Source organism: Nitratireductor aquibiodomus, from assembly GCF_900105565.1.
In the GTDB taxonomy this organism is placed as follows: Bacteria; Pseudomonadota; Alphaproteobacteria; order Rhizobiales; family Rhizobiaceae; genus Nitratireductor; species Nitratireductor aquibiodomus.
The window spans coordinates 2,207,712-2,229,570 of sequence record NZ_FNSL01000001.1 but is presented as its reverse complement, the minus strand read 5'-3'; the positions used below and the strand labels follow the sequence as shown (position 1 = coordinate 2,229,570).

25 protein-coding genes are annotated in these 21,859 nt (G+C 62.1%); 17 read left to right on the top strand and 8 right to left on the bottom strand.

Features of this window, described 5'->3' with window-relative positions; translation table 11 throughout:
• Positions 1-4: 4 nt before the first annotated feature.
• From BLW55_RS10565 to tkt, 5 genes are all read right to left on the bottom strand, one after another.
• Positions 5-1,027, bottom strand: coding sequence for a class I fructose-bisphosphate aldolase (locus BLW55_RS10565; RefSeq protein ID WP_090328765.1), 1,023 nt, complete (start codon positions 1,025-1,027; stop codon positions 5-7).
• A gap of 109 nt (positions 1,028-1,136) precedes the next feature.
• Complete coding sequence (locus BLW55_RS10560) at positions 1,137-2,339, bottom strand: phosphoglycerate kinase (RefSeq protein ID WP_090328763.1); 1,203 nt, start codon at positions 2,337-2,339, stop codon at positions 1,137-1,139.
• A 137-nt stretch (positions 2,340-2,476) separates the two neighbouring features.
• Positions 2,477-4,288 carry a potassium/proton antiporter gene (locus tag BLW55_RS10555; RefSeq protein ID WP_025031214.1) on the bottom strand — a complete coding sequence of 604 codons (1,812 nt, stop codon included), beginning with the start codon at positions 4,286-4,288 and terminating at the stop codon, positions 2,477-2,479.
• Positions 4,289-4,426: 138 nt separating this feature from the next.
• Complete coding sequence (gap, locus tag BLW55_RS10550) at positions 4,427-5,434, bottom strand: type I glyceraldehyde-3-phosphate dehydrogenase (RefSeq protein ID WP_090328761.1); 1,008 nt, start codon at positions 5,432-5,434, stop codon at positions 4,427-4,429.
• Positions 5,435-5,570: 136 nt separating this feature from the next.
• Positions 5,571-7,565, bottom strand: coding sequence for a transketolase (tkt, locus tag BLW55_RS10545; RefSeq protein ID WP_090328759.1), 1,995 nt, complete (start codon positions 7,563-7,565; stop codon positions 5,571-5,573).
• Between the two features lie 444 nt (positions 7,566-8,009).
• On the opposite strand from tkt, the gene BLW55_RS10540 reads away from it, so the two are divergent.
• The 10 genes from BLW55_RS10540 to leuC all read left to right on the top strand — a co-directional run bounded on the left by BLW55_RS10540 (position 8,010) and on the right by leuC (position 15,239).
• Complete coding sequence (locus tag BLW55_RS10540) at positions 8,010-8,282, top strand: DUF4164 domain-containing protein (protein WP_007008306.1); 273 nt, start codon at positions 8,010-8,012, stop codon at positions 8,280-8,282.
• 8 nt (positions 8,283-8,290) lie between these two features.
• The gene (locus tag BLW55_RS10535; protein WP_007008307.1) at positions 8,291-8,653 is read left to right on the top strand and encodes a cell division protein ZapA; all 363 of its coding nucleotides are present in this window, start codon (positions 8,291-8,293) and stop codon (positions 8,651-8,653) included.
• A 50-nt stretch (positions 8,654-8,703) separates the two neighbouring features.
• Positions 8,704-9,267 carry a ribosome maturation factor RimM gene (gene rimM, locus BLW55_RS10530; RefSeq protein WP_007008308.1) on the top strand — a complete coding sequence of 188 codons (564 nt, stop codon included), beginning with the start codon at positions 8,704-8,706 and terminating at the stop codon, positions 9,265-9,267.
• A complete protein-coding gene (trmD, locus tag BLW55_RS10525) occupies positions 9,264-9,974 on the top strand; it encodes a tRNA (guanosine(37)-N1)-methyltransferase TrmD (RefSeq protein WP_090328757.1) in 711 nt (236 codons plus the stop codon). The genes rimM and trmD overlap by 4 nt, the downstream gene beginning before the upstream one ends.
• 73 nt (positions 9,975-10,047) lie before the next feature.
• Positions 10,048-10,410, top strand: a complete 363-nt coding sequence (locus BLW55_RS10520) for a VOC family protein (protein ID WP_025031377.1) — start codon at positions 10,048-10,050, stop codon at positions 10,408-10,410.
• 195 nt (positions 10,411-10,605) lie between these two features.
• Entirely contained in the window at positions 10,606-11,130 is a 525-nt protein-coding gene (gene rplS, locus BLW55_RS10515) for a 50S ribosomal protein L19 (RefSeq protein WP_007008311.1), read from the top strand.
• Positions 11,131-11,301: 171 nt separating this feature from the next.
• On the top strand, positions 11,302-12,111 hold the full coding sequence (locus BLW55_RS10510; RefSeq protein ID WP_025031376.1) for a transporter substrate-binding domain-containing protein: 810 nt from the start codon (positions 11,302-11,304) through the stop codon (positions 12,109-12,111).
• Between the two features lie 62 nt (positions 12,112-12,173).
• Entirely contained in the window at positions 12,174-12,995 is an 822-nt protein-coding gene (locus BLW55_RS10505; RefSeq protein ID WP_090328755.1) for an amino acid ABC transporter permease, read from the top strand.
• A 45-nt stretch (positions 12,996-13,040) separates the two neighbouring features.
• Positions 13,041-13,562, top strand: a complete 522-nt coding sequence (locus BLW55_RS10500) for an MgtC/SapB family protein (protein ID WP_090328753.1) — start codon at positions 13,041-13,043, stop codon at positions 13,560-13,562.
• 261 nt (positions 13,563-13,823) lie between these two features.
• Entirely contained in the window at positions 13,824-15,239 is a 1,416-nt protein-coding gene (leuC, locus tag BLW55_RS10490) for a 3-isopropylmalate dehydratase large subunit (RefSeq protein ID WP_090328751.1), read from the top strand.
• A 4-nt stretch (positions 15,240-15,243) separates the two neighbouring features.
• Here the strand turns inward: leuC and BLW55_RS10485 are convergent, their stop codons facing one another.
• Positions 15,244-15,855 carry a hypothetical protein gene (locus BLW55_RS10485; RefSeq protein WP_090328750.1) on the bottom strand — a complete coding sequence of 204 codons (612 nt, stop codon included), beginning with the start codon at positions 15,853-15,855 and terminating at the stop codon, positions 15,244-15,246.
• Positions 15,856-15,938: 83 nt separating this feature from the next.
• Between BLW55_RS10485 and BLW55_RS10480 the strand changes: the two genes are divergently transcribed.
• Complete coding sequence (locus BLW55_RS10480) at positions 15,939-16,484, top strand: DUF2975 domain-containing protein (protein ID WP_025031370.1); 546 nt, start codon at positions 15,939-15,941, stop codon at positions 16,482-16,484.
• Positions 16,485-16,489: 5 nt separating this feature from the next.
• Complete coding sequence (locus tag BLW55_RS10475) at positions 16,490-16,708, top strand: helix-turn-helix domain-containing protein (RefSeq protein ID WP_025031369.1); 219 nt, start codon at positions 16,490-16,492, stop codon at positions 16,706-16,708.
• A gap of 45 nt (positions 16,709-16,753) precedes the next feature.
• Here the strand turns inward: BLW55_RS10475 and BLW55_RS10470 are convergent, their stop codons facing one another.
• Both BLW55_RS10470 and BLW55_RS10465 read right to left on the bottom strand, forming a co-directional pair.
• Positions 16,754-17,590 carry a COG3904 family protein gene (locus tag BLW55_RS10470; RefSeq protein ID WP_090328748.1) on the bottom strand — a complete coding sequence of 279 codons (837 nt, stop codon included), beginning with the start codon at positions 17,588-17,590 and terminating at the stop codon, positions 16,754-16,756.
• Positions 17,591-17,599: 9 nt separating this feature from the next.
• Positions 17,600-17,965 (bottom strand): hypothetical protein, encoded by a 366-nt coding sequence (locus BLW55_RS10465; protein ID WP_007008322.1) that lies wholly within the window; start codon positions 17,963-17,965, stop codon positions 17,600-17,602.
• A gap of 134 nt (positions 17,966-18,099) precedes the next feature.
• On the opposite strand from BLW55_RS10465, the gene BLW55_RS10460 reads away from it, so the two are divergent.
• The 5 genes from BLW55_RS10460 to sdhA all read left to right on the top strand — a co-directional run bounded on the left by BLW55_RS10460 (position 18,100) and on the right by sdhA (position 21,852).
• A complete protein-coding gene (locus BLW55_RS10460; RefSeq protein ID WP_007008323.1) occupies positions 18,100-18,591 on the top strand; it encodes a GNAT family N-acetyltransferase in 492 nt (163 codons plus the stop codon).
• 10 nt (positions 18,592-18,601) lie between these two features.
• Complete coding sequence (locus tag BLW55_RS10455) at positions 18,602-18,970, top strand: hypothetical protein (RefSeq protein WP_090328746.1); 369 nt, start codon at positions 18,602-18,604, stop codon at positions 18,968-18,970.
• Between the two features lie 229 nt (positions 18,971-19,199).
• A complete protein-coding gene (sdhC, locus tag BLW55_RS10450) occupies positions 19,200-19,607 on the top strand; it encodes a succinate dehydrogenase, cytochrome b556 subunit (protein ID WP_025031366.1) in 408 nt (135 codons plus the stop codon).
• 2 nt (positions 19,608-19,609) lie between these two features.
• Positions 19,610-19,993: a succinate dehydrogenase, hydrophobic membrane anchor protein gene (gene sdhD / locus BLW55_RS10445; RefSeq protein WP_007008326.1), complete on the top strand. Its 384-nt coding sequence runs from the start codon at positions 19,610-19,612 to the stop codon at positions 19,991-19,993.
• An 8-nt stretch (positions 19,994-20,001) separates the two neighbouring features.
• Positions 20,002-21,852: a succinate dehydrogenase flavoprotein subunit gene (sdhA, locus tag BLW55_RS10440; RefSeq protein ID WP_090328744.1), complete on the top strand. Its 1,851-nt coding sequence runs from the start codon at positions 20,002-20,004 to the stop codon at positions 21,850-21,852.
• Positions 21,853-21,859: the final 7 nt, after the last annotated feature.

Sequence of the window (21,859 nt, the reverse complement as noted above, 5' to 3'; positions counted from 1 at the left end):
CCGATCAGGCGGCTTCGAGGTCCTGTTTCCACTGGCCGGTGGCGGCGAGACTGTTCATCTTCGCGCGGTGTGCGAAGGCCTGCTGCGCGGCGGCAACATTTTCCTTCTTGCCACCCCATGCCTTCAGGCCGGCAGCCTGCAGCGCGCGACCATAGGAGAAGGTCAGCGCCCACGGCATGTCGAAGCCGGCATTCATGAGCGAGAGATGCGCCGTCGCTTCCTCGTCCGACTGGCCGCCGGACAGGAACGCAATGCCGGGCACCGCGGCCGGAACGGTCGACTTCAGGCAGCGCACGGTCTTTTCGGCCACTTCCTCGCGGCTCGCCTTGCGGGCGTTCTTGCCGTCGATCACCATGTTCGGCTTCAGGACCATGCCCTCAAGCGAGATGCGCGCGTCGTAGAGCTCGGCAAAGACGGTCTTCAGAACCCACTCGGTCACTTCGTAACAGCGGTCGATGGAGTGGTCGCCCGGCTTGCCGTCCATCAGCACTTCCGGCTCGACGATCGGCACAATGCCCGCTTCCTGACAAAGTGCCGCATAGCGTGCGAGCGCCTGTGCGTTCTGCTTCACCGCGCCCCAGCTCGGCAGGTCATTCGAGATGGAGATCACGCCGCGCCACTTGGCGAAACGCGCGCCAAGGCCGTAATACTCGTTGAGGCGGTCGCGCAGGCCGTCGAGGCCTTCGGTGATGGTTTCGCCGTCGAAGCCGGCCAGTGGCTTGGCGCCGCCATCAACCTTGATGCCGGGAACTGCGCCGGAGGCCTTGATGACGTCGACGAGCGGCGTGCCGTCGGCAGCCTTCTGGCGGATCGTCTCATCGTAGAGGATGACGCCGGAAATGCAGTCCTTCATCGCCGCCTCGGCGCGGAACATCATCTCACGATAGTCGCGGCGGTTCTCTTCCGTCGATTCCAGCCCGATCGTGTCGAAGCGCTTCTTGATGGTGCCGGAACTCTCATCCGCCGCCAGAATCCCCTGTCCGGGGGTCACCATGGCGGCTGCAATATCCTCAAGGCGTTCGCTCATTTCAGGTCTCCTGTCTGTTCATGACCGGGCGATAGCAGATGACGATGACAAACGGAATGCGCCCTTAAGACCCCTAATCGATTGAAATGACAGGCTATTCACATTTTGCTTAACGGGTCTTCGAAAGTGCCTCCACACCGGGCAGTTTCTTGCCTTCCATCCACTCCAGAAACGCACCGCCTGCAGTGGAAACATAAGAGAATTCCTCTGTCACACCGGCGTGGTTCAACGCCGCCACCGTGTCTCCACCGCCGGCCACCGAGACGAGCAGTCCCTCGGCGGTGCGATGTGCTGCGTGCTTTGCCGCCGCCACCGTCGCTGCGTCGAACGGTTCGACCTCGAATGCGCCGAGCGGGCCGTTCCACACCACCGTGTCGGCGCGGTCGAGCCATTCGTTGACCTTCTCGACGCTCTTTGCGCCCACATCGAGGATCATGGCATCCGCCGGCACGCTCTCGATCTCGACCGTTTCGCTCTCCGCGCCAGCCTTGAACTCGCGCGCCACCACGGCATCCACCGGCAGGATCAGCGCGCAGCCACTTTCCGCTGCCTCGATCATGATCTGCTTTGCCGTCTTTGCAAGATCGTGTTCGCAGAGCGATTTGCCGACTTCAGTGCCGCGCGCGGCCAGGAATGTGTTGGCCATGCCGCCGCCGATCACCAGCGCGTCGACCTTCTTCACCAGATTCATCAGCAGATCGATCTTGGTGGAAACCTTCGCACCGCCGACAATGGCGAGCACGGGTTTGGCCGGTTTGCCAAGGCCTTTCTCCAGCGCTTCCAGCTCCGCCTGCATGGTGCGGCCCGCATAGGCCGGCAGCAGATGGGCGAGCCCCTCTGTCGAGGCGTGGGCGCGATGGGCGGCTGAGAAAGCATCGTTCACATAGATGTCGCCATTCTCGGCCAGCGCCTTTGCGAATTCGGGATCGTTCTTCTCCTCGCCCTCGTGGAAACGGGTGTTTTCCAGAAGCAGAATGTCGCCATTCGTCATTTCGGCAATCGCCTCAGCCGCCGGCGCGCCGATACAATCCTTTGCAAAGTGCACACGATGGTCGAGCACGCTTTCCACCGCATAGGCGATGGGCTCCAGCGATGCTGCCGGATCAGGCTTGCCCTTCGGTCGGCCGAAATGCGCCATCAGGATCACCTTCGCGCCCTTGCCTGAAAGCTCCCGGATGGTCGGCGCGACGCGCTCGATCCGTGTGGTGTCGCTCACCTTGCCGTCTTTCACCGGCACGTTCAGGTCGACGCGCACCAGCACACGCTTGCCTGCAATGTCGTCGAGATCGTCAAGGGTCCTGAAATCCGGCATGATGCGTCGATGTCTCCTGTGAGGGGTTTGCGGATGGTCGGAGGAAGTCGGCCGCCCGGAACCGCTGGTGGAAGAATGATATGAATTCGTCGGCGACCATACAGCGCCGTGCAGCGGGTGCAAGATGGTGGGTGCGATTATGCGCCGGCGTCGGGGGGCGGCCTCCTGCGGAAAACGCGGCGCAGGATTTCGCGTGGATTGAGCAACAGCGGAAGGCGCGCTTCGGGCGGGTGCGGTTCAACCGAAAGGCCTATGGCACTGATGCGGCCGTCTTCATCGACATCGCGCACGATCAGTTCGATTTCACCCAGGGTCGTCCGGTCGCCATATTCGGCGCGTCCGCCGAGCCGTTCGCGTATGAGGTCGGCAATGGTCTTCTTCTGGTCGTCTTCGCTCAGTCCCGGCGCATAGGCTGCTTCGATGTCGGACGCCGGACGCTCCGGGTCAACAGCGAAGGCGCCGAAGAAATCGGCGTCCTCCGGGTCCACCTCCGCCGGGCTTGCGAACAGGCGGTCGAGCAGGCGCGGATAGCGGTCAGGCACAAAAATATAGACATGGTCGCCGGCGGCAAGCCGCCCGGCATACTGATAGGTCATGGAGCGTCCGTCGCGCACCACCAGAGATGGCTTCGCCCAGCGTGGAATGCGCTGGCCGCGCTCCACCGGGCTCCCTGCCACCACGCGATAAGCGAGGAGTTCATGACGGGCGGAACCGGGCAGTTCCAGCTCAACCTTGTTTAGCGGCCCCATGCGCGGGGGCAGTGTCAGCCCCAGCCGGCGTGCCAAGGGCCCTACCGTCCAGCCCTGCACGATCAGCGAGACAAGCACGATGATGAAAACGATGTTGAACAGGGGGCGGCCATTGGGCAGTTCGTCGATCAGCGGCGTGATCGCAAGCAGGATCGATACTGCTCCGCGCAGGCCCACCCACGAGATGAAGGCGCTCTCGGCGGGCGAGAACCGGAAGGGCATCAGACAGAGCGTCACCGCCAGCGGACGGGCGACGAAGATCAGGAACAGGCCAATAAACAGTGCTGGCAGAATGATCTCGGCAAATTGCGACGGCGTTGCAAACAGGCCGAGCACGAGAAACATGATGATCTGCGCGAGCCAGGTCACGCCGTCCTGAAAGCGCTTCAGCATGGCGGTCGAGCGCAGCTTGGCATTACCGGCGATCAGGCCGGCCACATAAACGGCGAGAAAGCCCGAGCCGCCCATGGCGCCTGCCAGCGCAAACACAAGCAGAGACAGAGCAAGCACGAAAATAGGCAAAAGCCCCTGTTCCAGTCTGAGCCGGACCACCAGCCGCACGATGCTCCAGCCGCCGACAAGGCCTGCGACGAGGCCGATCCCCATCTGCTGCAGGAAGCCGAGCGCCACGTCGACCGCCAGTTCTCCTGCCTGGATCGCTTCGCCACCTGCGATCAGCCCGACAAGAGAGAGCGTTAGGAAGATGGCGATCGGGTCGTTCGATCCCGATTCGACTTCGAGCGTCGAGCGCACCCGCTCGCGCACGGAGATGTTGCCCACCCGTAGCAGGAAGAACACTGCCGCCGCGTCGGTCGATGCCACCGTTGCGCCAAGCAGAAAGGATTCAAGCCAGCTGAAGCCCGTTACATAGTAGGCTGCAACGCCCACGAGCCCGGCGGTCAGCAACACGCCGATGGTCGCAAGGACGATGGCGGGCGCTGCAGCCTGCCTGAACGCTGTTATCGACGTGCCAAACCCTGAATCGAAAAGGATAATGGCCAATGCCAGCGAGCAGATGAAATAGGCAATCGCTGCATTGTCGAAATCAAGCCCGAGCCCGTCTGTCCCGGCTGCCAGGCCGATGCCGAGGAAGATGAGGAGGAGCGGTGCGCCGAAGCGAAAGGCAATCAGGCTCGAAAACGCGGCGAAGAGCACAAGAGCCGTGCCCACGAGCGTTATGAGATAAATGCCCTGATCCATCCGATACTTTCGATCCCGCCTGCCTCAAGTTGCTGTTCTTTTTCATAAAAGATGCGGCGGAAGTGAGATGCAAGGGCCGGGCCAAAAGAAAAACGCCCGGCGCGGTGGCCGGGCGTTCTGAATGGCTTGTAAACCGTGTCAGATGGTCTTGCCGAACGCGACGGCCGTGTCGGCCATGCGGTTCGAGAAGCCCCATTCATTGTCGTACCAGGACATGACGCGAACCAGGTCGCCTTCGATTACCTTGGTCTGGTCGAGCGCGAAGGTGGAGGAGGCGGGGTTGTGGTTCAGGTCGATGGAGACAAGCGGCTCGTTGGTATAGGCGAGGATGCCCTTCAGGCCGCCATCGGCGGCGGCGACGAGCGCCTGGTTGACCTCCTCCACCGTGACCTTCTTCTTAGGCACGAACTTGAAATCGATGACCGAAACATTCGGGGTCGGAACGCGGATGGAAACGCCGTCCAGCTTGCCGTTGAGCTCCGGCAGGACGAGGCCGACAGCCTTGGCGGCGCCCGTCGAGGTCGGGATCATGGACACGGCTGCAGCGCGGGCGCGATAGAGATCCTTGTGCATCGTGTCGAGCGTCGGCTGGTCGCCCGTATAGGCGTGAACCGTGGTCATGAAGCCTTTTTCGATGCCGAAGGCGTCATTCAGGACCTTGGCCACCGGTGCCAGGCAGTTGGTGGTGCAGGAGGCATTGGAGACCACGCGGTGCTCGCTGGAGAGCTTGTCGTGATTGACACCATAGACAACCGTCAGGTCGGCGCCGGAAGCCGGAGCCGAAACCAGCACGCGCTTTGCGCCGGCATCGAGGTGCAGCGATGCCTTTTCCTTGGCGGTGAAGATGCCGGTGCATTCCATCACGATGTCGACACCCAGCTCGCCCCAGGGCAGCTTGGAGGGGTCGCGCTCTGCGAAGACCTTGAAGGAATCGGATCCGATGTTGATCGTGTCGCCGTCGACCTTCACCTCGGAGGGGAAGCGGCCATGCACGCTGTCATAGCGCAGAAGGTGGGCATTGGTCTCGACCGGGCCGAGATCGTTGATCGCGACGATGTCGATGTCCTTGCGGCCCGACTCGTAGATCGCGCGTACGACATTGCGGCCGATGCGGCCAAATCCGTTGATGGCAACTTTGACGGTCATGAACTTCCTCCGGAGAGTGGGTGGCCGTGCGCAGGCACGGAAGGAGACGTCGCTTCATAGCGGCACAGGCGTCGAGAATCCAGATGGCGGGGCAGGCATTCGCCCGCCCCAAACCGTAACAGGGCCACTATCGGGCTCAACCGAGTTCTGCCAGCCGCTTTTGCGCGGCGCTGGCTGCTGCTTCGGCGGTGATTCCGAAATGCTTGTAGAGTTCCGGAGCCGGTGCGCTGGCACCGAAGCCGGTCATGCCGACGAAGATTCCGTCGGAACCGATGATCGCGTCCCAGCCCTGGCGAATGCCGGCTTCGATGGCCACCTTTACGGGGGCGTTGCCGGTCACAGCCTTGCGATAGTCGTCGCTCTGCTGCTCGAACAGTTCAAAACAGGGCACAGAAACGACACGGGCCGGATGGCCGGCGGCATCAAGCAGGGCCTTGGCAGCCATTGCGACCTCCACCTCCGAACCGGTGGCAAAGAGCGTCACTCTGGCGTCGTCGTCGGAACCGGCGAGCTCATAGGCACCGCGGGCGCAGAGATTGTCAGCTTCATGGCTGGTGCGTACCGGCGCGAGGTTCTGGCGCGAAAGGGCGAGCGTGGAAGGTGCCTTGCGGCTTTCGATCGCCACCTGCCAGCATTCCGCCGTTTCGATCGCGTCCGCGGGGCGGAACACGAGATGGTTGGGGATTGCGCGCAGCGCGGCCAGATGTTCCACCGGCTGGTGGGTCGGGCCGTCCTCGCCAAGGCCGATGGAGTCATGCGTCATCACGAAGATGGAACGGATCTGCATCAGCGAGGCGAGGCGCATCGCCGGGCGGGCGTAATCCGAGAAGGTCAGGAAGGTGCCGCCATAGGGGATGATGCCACCATGCAGCGTCATGCCGTTCATGGCGGCGGCCATGCCGTGCTCGCGGATGCCGTAGTGGACATAGCGGCCGGAGAAGTCCTCGGCGCTGATCGGGCCGGTCTGGCTGGTCTTGGTGTTGTTGGAGCCGGTCAGGTCCGCGGAGCCGCCGATGGTTTCCGGCAGCGCCGCGTTGATTGCCTCGAGCGCCATCTCCGATGCCTTGCGGCTCGCCACCTTTGGCGGTTCGGCTGCCAGCTTTTCCTTGTATTCGAGCATGGCCGCGGAGAAGGTCTCCGGCAGGTCGCCGCGCATGCGGCGCTCGAACTCGCCCCGCGTTTCCGCGTCGGCGGCCGCAAGGCGATCTTCCCAGGCCTTGCGCTCCTTGGCCGAGTGCAGGCCGGCCAGGCGCCAGTCGTCAAGAATGTCGGAAGGAACGACGAAGGGTTCCGCATCCCAGCCGAGCGCCTTGCGCGCGCCGGCGATTTCTTCCGCACCGAGCGGGGAGCCGTGCACCTTTGCAGTGCCGGATTTGGTCGGTGCGCCGAAGCCGATGGTGGTGCGGCAGGCGATCAGGGTCGGGCGGTCCGAACCCTTCGCGGATTCGATGGCGCCGGCGATGGCGTCCGGATCATGCCCGTCGATGCGCATCGTGTTCCAGCCGGAGGCCTCGAAGCGCGCGCACTGGTCGGTGGAATCTGTCAGTGAGGTGGAGCCGTCGATGGAAATCTGGTTGTCGTCGAAAAGGACGATCAGCTTGTTGAGTTTCAGATGCCCGGCAAGCGTCAGCGCTTCCTGGCTGATGCCCTCCATCAGACAGCCGTCGCCGGCCAGCACATAGGTGTAGTGGTCCACCAGGTCGTCGCCGTAGCGGGCGTTCAGGATGCGCTCGGCGATCGCCATGCCCACGGAATTGGCAAGACCCTGGCCAAGCGGGCCGGTGGTCGTCTCGATGCCGGCCGCATGACCGAATTCGGGGTGCCCGGCCGTGCGCGAACCGAGCTGGCGGAAGTTCTTGATCTCGTCGATCGTGATGTCTTCGTAGCCGAGCAGGTAGAGCAGCGAATAAAGCAGCATCGACCCATGGCCGGCTGAAAGAACGAACCGGTCGCGGTCGGCCCAGTCCGGGTTCTTCGGGTCGTGCTTCATGAAGCGGGTGAAAAGCACGGTGGCGATGTCTGCCGCACCCATGGGCAGGCCTGGATGGCCCGATTTGGCCTTCTCGACCGCATCCATGGAAAGGAAGCGGATCGCATTGGCCATCCGGTCGTGTTTGTCGCGTGAGATCATGATTGCTCGCTGGTCCGCTTTAGGCAGTTGTCGGGCAGACTGCATGGGCAGTCCCGGCCCTTTGGAAAAAGCAGGCGACACATAGCAGTTGCGGCCTTGAAGTCAACAAAGGTGCGGTTTGCGGGCGTTTGCCTGCCGTCGGGGAAGGAAGATTTTGTATCAACCCTGTTACAGCATTTTGGGGGATTAGCCGACGTGTTTTGTTGACGGAACCTTCACACGGCGCCTAATCTTTTCGGCGTAACTGGTTAGTAAGGCCAGCGATTCGCAACCGAGGCTTCGCGAAACCTGTCGTGCGTTTGCCTGTCGGCACATGCCTGGGTGCGTCACTGGGCGGATGAGAGTAAGCAAGATTGCCTGTGTCAAAACATTTTCGGAGTTCGCATGCCTGCGCCGCTGTGGTGGCTGGCGCGTTCCGGGGATGCTCGACTGGGGTTGGCGGCCATGAGTGGTGAAAGCACGCTCAAAGAGGTGATCGAGCGTCTGAACAAGGCGCTGTCCTCGCTTGAGGATGCCGTGGAGGCGCGGATTGAGCGGGATCGCGCGTTTGCTGATTCCGATGCAGAACTGCAGCGCATGAATGCGGACCGCGCGCGCCTCGCTCAGGAGATCGACAAGTCCGAAGCGCGGGCCCAGCGTCTTGAAGAGGTGAACCGCGAAGTCTCGCGGCGTTTGGTCACGGCCATGGAGACGATCCGTGCCGTGCTGGATCGGTAGGGCGGGCGATGGCACAGGTTACAGTCACGATCGACGGCAAGTCCTATCGCATGGCCTGCGACGAGGGACAGGAAGAGCATCTTGTCAGTCTGGCGCAGCGTTTCGACCGTTACATCACCCATTTGAAGGATTCATTCGGTGAGATCGGTGACCACCGGCTGGCGGTCATGGCCGGGATCATGGTGATGGACGAGCTTTCGGAACTGCAGAAGCGGATGCGCACTATGGAGGGGGAGGTCGCAACGCTTCGCAAGACGCGAGACGATGCCCTGAATCAGTCCGGCAAGAACGATGCCGCGGTGACCGGCACGCTGAACGATCTTGCCGCACGCATGGAAAGTCTGGCCGGAAAGCTTGCCGGAAAGCCGTAAAACGGCGCATAAGCCTGTTTTTCCGAACCGCGCAGTGGCAAATCAGGCAGATGAGCAGACAGAAAAACAGCGATACCCGCATCCAGCTTGCCGTTATCGGCGCGGCGCAGGGCCTGCGTGGCGAGGTGCGCGTCAAGGCTTTCACCGGCGATCCCCTGGCGATCGGCGACTACGGTCCGCTGACCACCGGGGATGGGCGCAAACTGACCGTTCTCAATGTACGACCCGCAAAGAACGTGGTTGTGGCGCGCTTTGCCGAGGTGGGTGACCGCAACGCCGCCGAGGCGCTGAACGGGACTGCACTGTTTGTTGAGCGTGAGGCGCTGCCGGATGATCTCGGGGAAGAGGAATTCTACCATGCCGACCTGATCGGTCTTGCCGTTGTCGACGGCGAGGGGGAGCGGGTTGGCAGGGTGCGGGCGCTGCACAATTTCGGTGGCGGCGACATTCTCGAGATCGGGTTGGCCGAAGGTGGCTCGACGATGGTTCCCTTCACCCGTGCCGCCGCGCCGCATGTGCGCCTTTCAAAAGGCGAAGTGGAGATCGACCGCGTAGCGGCCGGCCTCGTGGAAGACGACGATCCGGACATGCCGCGCGAAGGAGAGGTCTCGTGACGTTTCACGCGACGGTCCTCACGCTCTACCCTGAAATGTTTCCCGGCTCGCTCGATCTGTCGCTGGCTGGCAGGGCTCGGGAGGCTGGAACATGGTCGCTGGAAACCGTCCAGATCCGCGATTTCGCCACGTCAAAACATCGCAATGTGGATGATACGCCTGCCGGCGGCGGTGCGGGCATGGTCATGCGCGCCGACGTGCTGGCGCGCGCCATCGACCACGCCGCGCCGGCCGACGATCCGCGGCCGCGCCTCTTGATGAGCCCGCGCGGAAAGCCGCTCGACCAGCAGCGCGTGCGTGAACTGGCCGCCGGGCCGGGCGCGGTGATCCTGTGCGGCCGGTTCGAAGGGGTGGACCAGCGCGTCATCGAGGCGCGCGGCCTCGAAGAGGTATCCGTTGGCGATTATGTTCTTTCCGGCGGCGAGCCGGCGGCCCTCGTGCTTCTCGATGCGGTGATCCGTCTTCTGCCTGGCGTGATGGGCAACGATGCCTCGGGCGAGGAGGAGAGCTTTGAAGGTGGGCTTCTGGAGCATCCGCAATACACCCGCCCCCAGCTTTTCGAAGAAAGGCCAATTCCTGAGGTGCTCCTGTCGGGCAACCACGCCAAGATTGCGGCATGGCGGCGTGCAGAGGCGGAGAGGCTGACACGTGAGCGCCGTCCGGATCTCTGGGCCGCCCTGAACAAAGACAGACAACGAGTTCCTTGACCTGGGTCGGTTGGCAGCGCTTGCAGTGTGTGACAAACCGGAGTATCGAGCATCTTCAATCAGGAGGTGTAGTTTGATTTCCTATATTACGTTAGGGTGTAGGGATCTGAAGCTGGCAGAAAGCTTCTATTCCCCCATCATGAACAAAATGGGTGGCACGCCAGCTTACCGGACGGACAGGCTTCTTGCCTGGAGTCTGGGAGGAAACGGTCCCTTGCTCGTCGTCAACCTGCCTTTTGATGGGGAGGTGGCAACCTATGGTAATGGAGGCATGGTTGCCTTTAAGGTCGAGTCACAGGAAAGTGTGATGGCCTTGCACTCTCTCGCGATCGAGCTGGGTGGCGTCGATGAGGGCGCCCCTGGCCCGCGGGGAAAGTCCTTCTACGGGGCTTATGTGCGCGACCTGGATGGCAACAAACTCAACTTTCACTGTTAGAGTTGAGGCTTGATTCTGCTTGTCAGGTAGGCTATGTGCGCGTACCGCTGTCATGGAGATTCATGACCGTGACCAATCAATGAAGGTGAACTCGCTCCTGCTTCGTTCGCAAGAACGGACACTCCTCAGGCGGTCAGGTGACTGTCGATGAGATGAGCGCTCTGGCACTTCGCAAAGAAGCAAGAGGACACAGAGATGGACATTATCCGTCAGCTCGAGGCCGAGCAGGCCGAGAAGATCGCTGCACAGCGTCAGCTTCCCGAATTCCAGCCAGGCGACACGGTTCGCGTTCTGGTGCGCATCACCGAAGGCACGCGCACCCGTGTGCAGGCCTATGAAGGCGTCTGCATCGCCCGTTCCGGTTCCGGCTTCCAGGAAAACTTCACCGTTCGCAAGATTTCCTATGGCGAAGGCGTCGAGCGTGTGTTCCCGATCTACTCTCCGCTCGTCGAGGGCGTCGAGGTGGTCCGCCGCGGTAAGGTTCGCCGCGCGAAGCTCTACTACCTGCGCGATCGTCGCGGTAAGTCGGCCCGCATCACCGAGAACACCAGCGTGCGTGCCCGCCGTCTGAACGACGCCGTCCGTCAGGCCGCTGCCGAAGAGAAGGCCCGGATCGAGGCCGAGAAGGTTGCCGCTGCCGAGGCGCTCGCCGCCGAGAAGGCCGCAGAAGAGGCTGCAAAGGCGCAGGAAGCTGCCGCAGCCGAGAACAACGCCGAATAGATTATCGGCAAGGGAATTTAGAAAAAGGCGCGCTTCGGTGCGCCTTTTTTGCGTCTGATGATCCCGCTGTAACGCTTTTGAGTCCGTCAGGGCTCTTTTACTGGAATACGCTCTGCTTTAAGGAGAACCAATCACCCGGCCGAGCATCGGTCCGCCACAGGGAGATTGGTCATGACGTTGCGTACGTCCCTTCTGGCTGCGTCCTTCGCAGCCACTGCTTTTATGTTCTCAGGGTTGTCCACCGCTGCTGCCGAAGACCTGCCCGATCTTCAGGGCCGTGAAGTGGTCGTGGTAACGGAAAACGCCTACCCGCCGCTCCAGTTCATCGACCCCACATCGGGTGAACAGGTCGGCTGGGAATATGATGCGGTGAACGAGATCGCGAAGCGGCTCAACGCCAGTGTGACCTATCAGAACACGAGCTGGGATGCGATGATCCAGTCTGTCGCCGACGGCCAGTACGACATGGGCATGACCGGCATCACCATCCGCGACGACCGCAAGGAAAAGGTGGATTTCTCCGATCCCTATATGCGTTCGGAGATGTTCATGCTCGTGCGCAGCGACGAGACGAACTTCACCGATGCGGAGAGTTTCGCCGCCTATGAGGATGGCCTGATGGGCGCGCAGCCCGGCACCTCGCCCTTCTACACCGCCGTTTATGAGGTGCTCGACGGCGACGAAGCCAATCCGCGCATCAAGCTGTTCGAGACCTTCGGTGCTTCCGTGCAGGCGCTGCGTGCGGGCGATGTCGACGTGGTGCTGACTGACAGCACGGGTGGACAGGGCTATGTGGACGCTTCCAATGGTGGACTGAAACTGCTCGGCGAGCCGCTGGGTTCGGAGGACTTCGGCTTCATATTCGCCAAGGGTTCCGATCTCGTCGCGCCCGTCAACGCGGCCATCGCGTCCATGAAGGCGGACGGTACGCTCGATGCGCTCAACACGAAGTGGTTTCTCGAATACAAAAGGGGCGAGTAAGACGTGGCTGATCCGCGTTTTGCCGGTCTGACCGGCCGCTCATCGAGAAGCGTTTAGTGCCGATGGCGGTGTCCGGTTCCAGACCCGCCACCAAGCGCGATTTCCCCTGGTGGCTTGCAGTCGCCGGGGCCATCGCCCTCGGTGTCGCAGTCCTCATCGCCACCAGCGATCTTTACGCGCAGGTTTTCACGATTGTCTCCAGGGGCATCGGTATCACCGTTTTTGTCACGGTTGTTGGGTTTGCGCTGGCCACGGCAGTCGGTCTTGGCATCGCTCTGATGAGCCTTTCCGGCTCGCTGGCACTCCGGCAGATCGCCCGCTTCTATGTCGAGATCATTCGCGGCGTGCCCGTCCTCGTGCTCCTGTTCTGGATCGCCTTTGCCGGGGTTCCGATTGTGGTGACGGGCTGGAATGCGGTGACCGCGTCTCTGCAGGAAGCCGGCATTCTCGGTGAGCTCAGGGTGCGTGACATCTCGCTTCTGTGGCGCGCCATCATCGCGCTCAGCATCGGCTATTCGGCGTTCATTGCCGAGGTGTTCCGTGCCGGCATCCAGTCGGTGGACGAGGGGCAGGTGGAAGCAGCCAAGGCGCTCGGGCTTTCGCGCTTCCAGCGTTTTCGCCTCATTATTCTGCCGCAGGCGATCCGCACCATCCTGCCGCCGCTCGGCAATGATTTCGTGGCCATGGTCAAGGATTCATCCCTCGTCTCGGTGCTCGGCGTTGCCGACATCACCCAGATGGGTAAGATCTATGCGTCGGGCTCGTTCCGCTTTTTTGAGACCTATTCCATCGTTGCCTATATCTATCTCATTCTGACGGTTGGCCTCTCGCTCGCGCTCCGCGCACTTGAGCAACGCATGCGCAGGAGCCAGGCCCAGCGTTAGATCTGAGTGCCGGGAACCTTGGCGGTCCGGGTGCATTCATCTCGCATGGATGCCTTGATCGCCGAATTCGCACCCGCAACCACGCTGCCATGGCAGGTCATCGCAGTGCGGCTTGCGGTTGCGGTCCTGCTTGGCGGCATACTGGGTTTCGAGCGTGAGCTGGCCGACAGGCCGGCCGGCCTGCGGACCCATATGCTTGTGTGTCTGGCTTCTGCGGTTTTTGCCGTGATTGCACTTGAGATCGTGGCGATGCCTGTGTTCAGCGACGATCAGGTGCGGGCCGATCCCATCCGCCTTGTCGAGGCGATTACGGCTGGGGTCGCTTTTCTTGCCGCCGGTTTCATTATTTTCAAGCGGGGCGAGGTTCGAGGTTTGACCACCGGCGCTGGTATGTGGCTGGCGGCGGCAACGGGTCTTGCCGCTGGACTTGGCCTGTGGACCATCGCCGGGCTTGCCTGTTTTCTGGGCGCGCTGGTTCTGGCGCTTATGCGGCGTCTCGAAACGCAGCTCGATCTCAAGCCGCCGAAAAACCACGGCGGAGGGCAGGCCAGCTCTCAGGACGGATAGATTGCCGATCCCATGAAAGGCTGGTATTAGCCGTGTCATGGAAGCACTTTTTGGAAACCCGGCCTATAAGGGCTTTGTTCTGCAGGACGTCAAGCGCCTGCCGAGCCGCTTTTTTGCGCGGGTTTCCGGCTCGCTTCTGAGCCGACTGCCTTAGGCGGACACGCCAACCGGCTCGGCATTCCCTCGCCATCTACCGGGAATGCAACGAGACACAAGATTAGCCGGCCAGCCTTCCATTTCGCTCCGCTAGGGATGAACAAAATGACCAAAGCACGCACGCTCTACGACAAGATTTTCGACGACCATCTGGTCGATCAACAGGACGACGGCACCTGCCTGCTCTATATCGACCGCCACCTGGTGCATGAGGTGACGAGCCCGCAGGCCTTTGAAGGCCTGCGCATGGCCAGCCGGAATGTGCGCCATCCTGAAAAGACGCTCGCCGTGGTCGACCATAATGTGCCGACCTCGCCTGACCGCAAGTTCGGGATCAAAAATCCCGAAAGCCGCATTCAGGTCGATGCGCTGGCAAAGAACGCAGCCGACTTCGGCATCGAATACTATGACGCCAATGACGAGCGTCAGGGCATTGTGCACATTGTCGGCCCCGAACAGGGCTTCACCCTGCCAGGCATGACCATCGTCTGCGGTGACAGCCACACTTCCACCCATGGTGCCTTCGGTGCGCTGGCGCACGGCATCGGCACGTCCGAGGTTGAGCATGTGCTCGCCACACAGACGCTGATCCAGCGCCGCGCGAAGAACATGCTGATCGAGGTGGATGGCGCACTGCCCGAGGGCGTGACTGCGAAAGACATCATCCTCGCCATCATCGGCGAGATCGGCACGGCCGGTGGTACCGGCCACGTCATGGAATATGCAGGTGAGGCGATCCGTGCGCTTTCCATGGAAGGCCGCATGACCGTCTGCAACATGTCGATCGAAGGTGGCGCCCGCGCCGGCCTCATTGCGCCGGACGAGACCACCTATGCCTATATCAAGGATCGCCCGCGCGCGCCGAAAGGCAAGGCATGGGACATGGCGCTTGCCTACTGGGATTCCCTGCGCACCGACGAAGGGGCCGAGTTCGACCGTGTCGTCAAGCTCGACGCCGCCAATCTGCCGCCCATCGTCACCTGGGGCTCTTCGCCCGAGGATGTCGTTTCCGTGACCGGTGTCGTGCCGAACCCGGATGAGATCACCGAGGAGACCAAGCGCCTCTCCAAGAAGCGCGCGCTCGAATATATGGGTCTCACTCCGGGGACGAAAATCACCGACATCGCCGTCGACCGTGTCTTCATCGGCTCCTGCACCAATGGTCGCATCGAGGATCTGCGCGAAGCCGCAAAGGTCGCCGAGGGCCAGAAGGTCAAGGACGGCCTGAACGCGATGATTGTGCCGGGCTCCGGCCTCGTGAAGGCGCAGGCCGAGGCCGAAGGCCTCGACAGGATATTCAAGGCTGCCGGTTTCGACTGGCGCGAACCCGGCTGTTCCATGTGCCTTGCCATGAACGACGACCGCCTGAAGCCGGGCGAGCGCTGCGCCTCCACCTCGAACCGCAATTTCGAGGGCCGTCAGGGCTTCAAGGGGCGCACCCATCTCGTTTCGCCGGCGATGGCGGCTGCCGCTGCCATCGCCGGGCATTTCGTCGATATCCGCGAGTGGCCCAGGGGCTGAGCGCCTACCTCGCTTCGCTGCAGGCGGGAACCTCTGCAGCGGGCATGCCGGCCTTTGCAAAGATGTCGGCCAGTCTGATTTCTCCCGTCAGCGGGAAGAAGCGACCATCGGCTTCGGTTCGCATGTAACTGCGCACCGAAGCCGTTTTCATATCCAGCGCACCCCGTCTGCAGCCGCCGGTGATCGAGACGCTGATTGAGCCCTTTCCATCGGTCGCATTTGCTGCGCGCGCATTCCGTGCCTTTGCCTGCGTGTCGCGGAAGCGGCGCATGTCCGGTGAGGCGATCGCGGCGGTGAGAACATGTTCATCGGCCTTCACAGATTGAGCCAGTCCGGCGGCCGGCGTGGCATTCGTGATCGCCAGCACGAAGTGTTCGTCGAACGCCCTGTTTCGATCATCGCTTTCGAGGGTCATGCGCAGCAAAACATCGCCCCGCTTCAGATGCAGGTTCCTGTCTGCCTTTACAGCTATCGCAATCTCTTTCGGATCGGCGTCGAGCGGGTCGAAACGCGACAGTTCGTAGAGCGTGCGGGGATTGCCCGAAACACAGGCGGAAAGCGCGAGCGCACAGGCAGCGCCGATGATGGCCCTGGCGATAAATTTCTCGAAAAACATCCATACTACCCTTTTCATTGAGAACGATTCGGGATAATTAATTATCGTAATACATTAATTAATGCAATCCGAAGGAGAATCGAATGCATGATGTAGCGCGCCTGCGGCGGCTCAGCCGCCTGATGCAGGCCATTGTGCTGGTTTGTGGAGTTTTCATCGCGGCAGGCGCGGTCTGGTTCTTCGCAGCATCGCTGTCCGATCCCGGACTTTTTGAAACGTTGGTTCGGGACAATCTGTCTCTTTCCGGACCGCTTGCTTTCACCTCGTCCGCGATCGGTGTCACGGCAGCGTTGATCGCGGTTCAGTTTGGCCTGTTGTTCACCGCGCTCTACTGCGTGTGGCGCATGTTCGGCGCCTTTGCGGCAGAGGAGCCGCTCTCAGGCGAATCCGCCCACTGGCTGCGTCACGCCAGCGCTGCTTTTGTCGCCGTGGCAGCGGGCAGCATCGTACTTCGTATGCTGATGATCCTGGCGCTCACCATGGGCAATCCAGCGGGTCAGAAGATGCTCGCCATCGGGATTGGAAGCGCGGAGATGCTCTCGGTTCTCATCGCCTGCATTATGTATATGACCGGGCGGCTCATGGCGCTCGCGGCAGAGGTGCGCGCGGAACAGCGCGATTTCGTGTGAACGCCATGCCGATAATCGTCAATCTCGATGTGATGCTGGCTCGCCGGAAGATGCGTTCAAAGGAGTTGGCCGAGCAGATCGGCATCACCGAGCAGAATGTATCGCTTCTCAAATCCGGCAAGGTCCGGGGTGTCCGTTTCGAAACGCTGGAAAAAATCTGCCAGGCGCTCGACTGCCAGCCGGGAGACATACTGGAATATCAGGCGGAAACGGCTGAGGAATGACGAAACGGGGCCGTGGCGCCCCCCGGGTCCGTCCAGGGGCTGACCCTAGTGGCCCCGGGCGTGTCCCGGTCGTCCGGTTGTCAGCCGATACGCCCTCATTTGCGCAGGCGTGAGACGATATAGCGTGCGCGGCGGTGTATCGAGCGCGTGGAGCCACAGGGCGAGGTCGACCCCCATCTCATCCAGATGGCGTGAAATGCGCGCGGTCACCAGCTGGGCGTCTGAAAGAGCCTGCCGCGGGTCGGAGAGGCTGCCGGGACTATAGAACTGGTGAAGGGCGATGGTCGCACCGGGCTCCACGTGGCGTTCCCTGCCTCCGGCCAGCACCAGCGGACATGAAGACGCGCAGGCCGCGCCTGCCTCGACACTGGTCGAAAGTCCGCGCTGGCGGATCAGCCGGGCCATGGCCATAGCCTCGTTCAGAGAGCCGCCGGGAGAATCGAGTGCGATGGTGGTGATCGGCGAAGCCGAACTTTCAAGCGCATCACGCAGGCGACCGGCGCTCCCGGGCTGAATCATCCCCTTCAGCGCAAGAACTCCGGTGCGGCTTGCCGTCATAGACAGGCTGTGGGCCTCGGGCGTCGGCCGCGAAACCTCTTTTGCGCCTTCCGCCGGCTGTCGCCAGAGCGGGTGCGTGTCCGTTTGACTGTTGCTGTGCGGCAGCAATTGAGTCGCATGTTCAAGCGTTTTGTGCAGGCCCGTCTGCAAACCGCCATGCCTGTCGGCGAGCTCGCGCAGTTCCATGCCGGCCACAACCGCCGTGCCGATGACGGCGCCGAACAGCGCGGCCCGCAACACGGAGCCATCGAGCGCTGCAGCGGGCCGGAAAACCCACCGGCTCGCAAAAGCCCGATCCGCAGTTGTCGCCAGTTGATGGTCCATCGATCGCTGCTAGTCGCAGGGTGCCGTCAGCACGGGCAGTTCGCCGTCGGAAAGCCCGTACATGTAGCCGCGGCCCTTCACCAGAACGCCGGCGCTGCAGGGTGCAGAGCGGCGCAGATAGAGCTTGCCGTGGCGGCGTTCCAGATAGGCCGTTTCGCGCGGTGCCTCGATGCCGAGCGCACGGTAGTCGTCGGCAAGATGCCCCTTGCCGACCATGATGCGCTTGAAGCCGGCGCGGCTGTGGATCACCAGGTTTCCATAGGCATCCGCATAGACACGGGCGTTGCCTGCATCATGAAAGCCGCCGGCCAGTGCCGGGGCGGTCGCTGCTGCGGCCGCAAGAGCCGCTGCCACGAAAAGAGATCGGAAAGGCATGCACCATCGCTCCTTGAATCTTCGTGGCCCCCTCAAGGCTCATACATTAAGCTTTTCTTAACCTTTGTCACGTCGAGCATGCCGCACCAATATGCCGATTGACAGACGTGGTTAATTTCGGGGAAGGGTGCTCCATGGGCGAGAATCATCAGATCGACATCAATCCGCTGCGCCTCAAGGATGCGCATGCTCTGGCGCCGCTTCTCGCGGCTTACACGCAGTCGCTGAAGCGCGGCGCGCCGCGCCGTCCCGACGACTATTACGCCGAGACCCTGCTGCAGGACCGCGCCGTGGAGGTGGTGGGTGCCAGCCTTGACGGCGAACTGGTGGGCTTTGCACTGTTCTACGACCTGCCGGATCCGGTCTCGGGCATGCGTCACGGTCTGGTGGACCATCTTTTCGTGCATCACGATCATCGCCGCAAGGGTATCGGCAAGGCGCTGGTTGATGTGATCGCCGACCAGGCCGAAGAACGTGGCTGGGCGCGCCTGGCGCTCAATGCTCCGCGTCAGCCGGACGAGGGTCGCAAGCTCTATGAGGCCATGGCCGCGCCCGCTGACTGGACCACGCATGTCATTCGTTTCGACCAGTCCAGCGAACGCACTCCGGATTCGGACCCGCAATAGAGACGGCAGCATGTCATTTTCAGATTCGCCCTTATCGCGGCTGCGCAAGCGCGGCCCGTCAGGCCTTTTGGCGGTCGCAGGATGCGCCGTCATTCTGGCCGGCTGTGTCTCCACGCCATCCGGGGAGGCAAAAAAGACCACCACGCTCGCCTTCTCCGGCCCTGTCAAACTGGCCTGCGATGACGGGATGGAGATGACGGTCACTCCAAGGAGCGGCGGCATTTCGGTCGTCAGCCCGCGTGGTGTCGAGATCGACCTTCCGGCTTCGCCGCCGGGGCAAAGCGTGCGCTATGGTGAGTCTCTCTATGCCGTGGTGATCGAGGGCAGCGAGGCATTATGGATGGTCAGCGGCAAGGTTCCGATCACCTGCCGCCGTTAGGGTCATGACCCATGCGAATCGGAAAAAAATGCGTTCAATCGTTTAAAGTCCTGCAATGCCGGTCGTCCCTGCTGTCGGCCGCAATATATTCAGTCAGGGGATTGCTTTTGCGGCTTTGACGCACTGCAAAAACCGCATTAGAAAGCCACAGCCGCAGGGCGCGAGTTCGGGATCCGATGTCGCTCTCGCAACAGCCACCCCGCCGCGCCGGTATCGAATTGGGGAAGCCATGAGCAAATCCACAACTGTAAAGGCCAGGCCACTTTCGCCTCACCTGCAGGTCTATCGTCTCATTCCGACTATGCTGATGTCGATCGTCCACCGCATCACCGGTGGCGCGCTTTATTTCGGGATGGTGCTTTTTGTCATCTGGCTTGCCGCTGCAGCCGGCTCGAAAGAAACCTTCGACACCGTCAATGGCATCTACGGTTCCTGGTTCGGCCGTCTCGTCCTGTTCGGGTTCACCTGGGCCATGATCCATCATCTGGTCGGCGGCCTTCGCCACCTCGTTTGGGATACCGGGCGCGGCCTTGAAAAGGCGACAGCGACGAAAATGGCCAAGGCCACCATCGCCGTCTCTATCGTGCTGACCATTCTGGTCTGGATCATCGGCTATGCCGTTCGTGGAGGGTTTTGATCATGAGCGACATGCGCACACCGCTTAACCGCGTTCGCGGTCTCGGTTCGGCAAAAGAAGGTACGGATCACTTCTGGCGCCAGCGCCTCACGGCCATCGCCAACATTCCGCTTGTCATCTTCTTCATCGGCTTCGTCATCGCCAACAATGGCGCTTCCTATGAAGAGGTCCGCGCAGCGATCGCCAATCCGGTCATCACGGTGCTTCTGGCCTTCGCGGTCCTGTCGGTGCTCTACCACATGAAGCTCGGCATGCAGGTCATCGTTGAGGACTATGTCCACGGCGAGGGCAGCAAGGTCGCGCTCCTGATCGGCAACATCTTCTTCACCCTCATTCTGGGCGTCGTTTCTCTCCTCGCCCTCGTCAAGATCGCCCTCGGAGGCTGAACCCGGTTATGGCAAAGGCAACAGATAAAAAGGCGGCAGACGCCTACACCTATGTCGACCACAAGTTCGACGTCGTCGTCGTCGGTGCTGGCGGCGCCGGCCTGCGCGCCACGCTCGGCATGGCCGAGCAGGGGCTCAAGACGGCCTGCATCACCAAGGTCTTCCCGACCCGCTCCCACACGGTGGCGGCGCAGGGCGGCATCGCCGCTTCGCTTAAGAACATGGGCCCCGACCACTGGCAATGGCACCTTTACGACACGGTAAAGGGCTCCGACTGGCTCGGCGATGTCGACGCCATGGAATATCTCGCCCGTGAGGCGCCCGCCGCCGTCTATGAGCTCGAGCATTACGGCGTGCCCTTCTCGCGCACCGAGGAAGGCAAGATCTACCAGCGTCCCTTCGGCGGCCACATGCAGAATTTTGGCGATGGCCCGCCCGTACAGCGCACCTGTGCCGCGGCAGATCGCACCGGTCATGCCATCCTGCACACGCTCTACGGCCAGTCCGTCAAGAATCACGCCGAATTCTTCATCGAGTATTTTGCGCTCGATCTCATCATGTCCGATGATGGTGTCTGCACCGGCGTCGTGGCGTGGAATCTTGAAGACGGCACGATCCATCGCTTCTCCGCCAAGATGGTGGTGCTGGCGACGGGCGGTTATGGCCGAGCCTATTTCTCCTGCACCTCCGCCCACACCTGCACGGGCGACGGCAATGGCATGATCGCCCGCGCCGGCCTGCCGCTGCAGGACATGGAGTTCGTGCAGTTCCACCCGACCGGCATTTATGGGGCGGGCTGCCTCATCACCGAAGGTGTGCGCGGCGAGGGTGGCTATCTTGTCAACTCCGAGGGCGAGCGCTTCATGGAGCGTTATGCGCCATCGGCCAAGGACCTTGCCTCGCGTGACGTGGTTTCGCGCTGCATGACCATGGAGATCCGCGAGGGCCGTGGCGTCGGCAAGAACAAGGATCACATCTTCCTGCATCTCGATCATCTGGACCCGGCGGTCATCCATGAGCGCCTGCCCGGCATCGCCGAATCGGCCCGTATCTTTGCCGGTGTCGACGTGACCCGCGAGCCGATCCCGGTCCTGCCGACCGTCCACTACAATATGGGCGGCATCCCGACCAATTACTGGGGTGAAGTGCTGAACCCGACGAAGGACAACCCCGATGCGGTTGCGCCCGGCCTGATGGCCGTTGGCGAGGCGGCCTGTGCCTCTGTGCATGGCGCCAACCGTCTTGGTTCCAACTCGCTGATCGATCTTGTGGTCTTTGGCCGCGCCGCTGCCATTCGCGCCGGCGAGGTGGTCGACCGTGAGGCTCCCGTTCCGGCGCTCAACGAGGCGGCTTGCGAAAAGATCATGGAGCGCTTCGACCGCCTGCGTCATGCCAATGGCTCCACGCCCACGGCGGAACTGCGCGAGAAGATGCAGCGCGCCATGCAGGAAGACGCCGCCGTTTTCCGCACGCAGGAATCGCTGGAGCAGGGCTGCGAGCGCATCAGCGCCGTCTGGAAAGAGCTTCCCGACGTCAAGGTCTCCGACCGCTCAATGATCTGGAACTCGGATCTCATGGAGACGCTGGAGCTGGAAAACCTGATGGCCAACGCCATCACCACGGTCTATGCCGCCGAAGCGCGCAAGGAGAGCCGTGGCGCCCATGCCCGCGAGGACTACAAGGATGGTCCGATGGGCGGCCGCAACGACGAGGACTGGCGCAAGCACACGCTGTCCTGGGTTGATGAGGCCGGCAAGGTGACGCTCGACTATCGTCCTGTCCACACCGACCCGATGCTGAGGCCGGAAGACGGCGGCATCGATCCCAAGAAAATCGCGCCCAAGGCGCGGGTCTACTGAGGCGAGG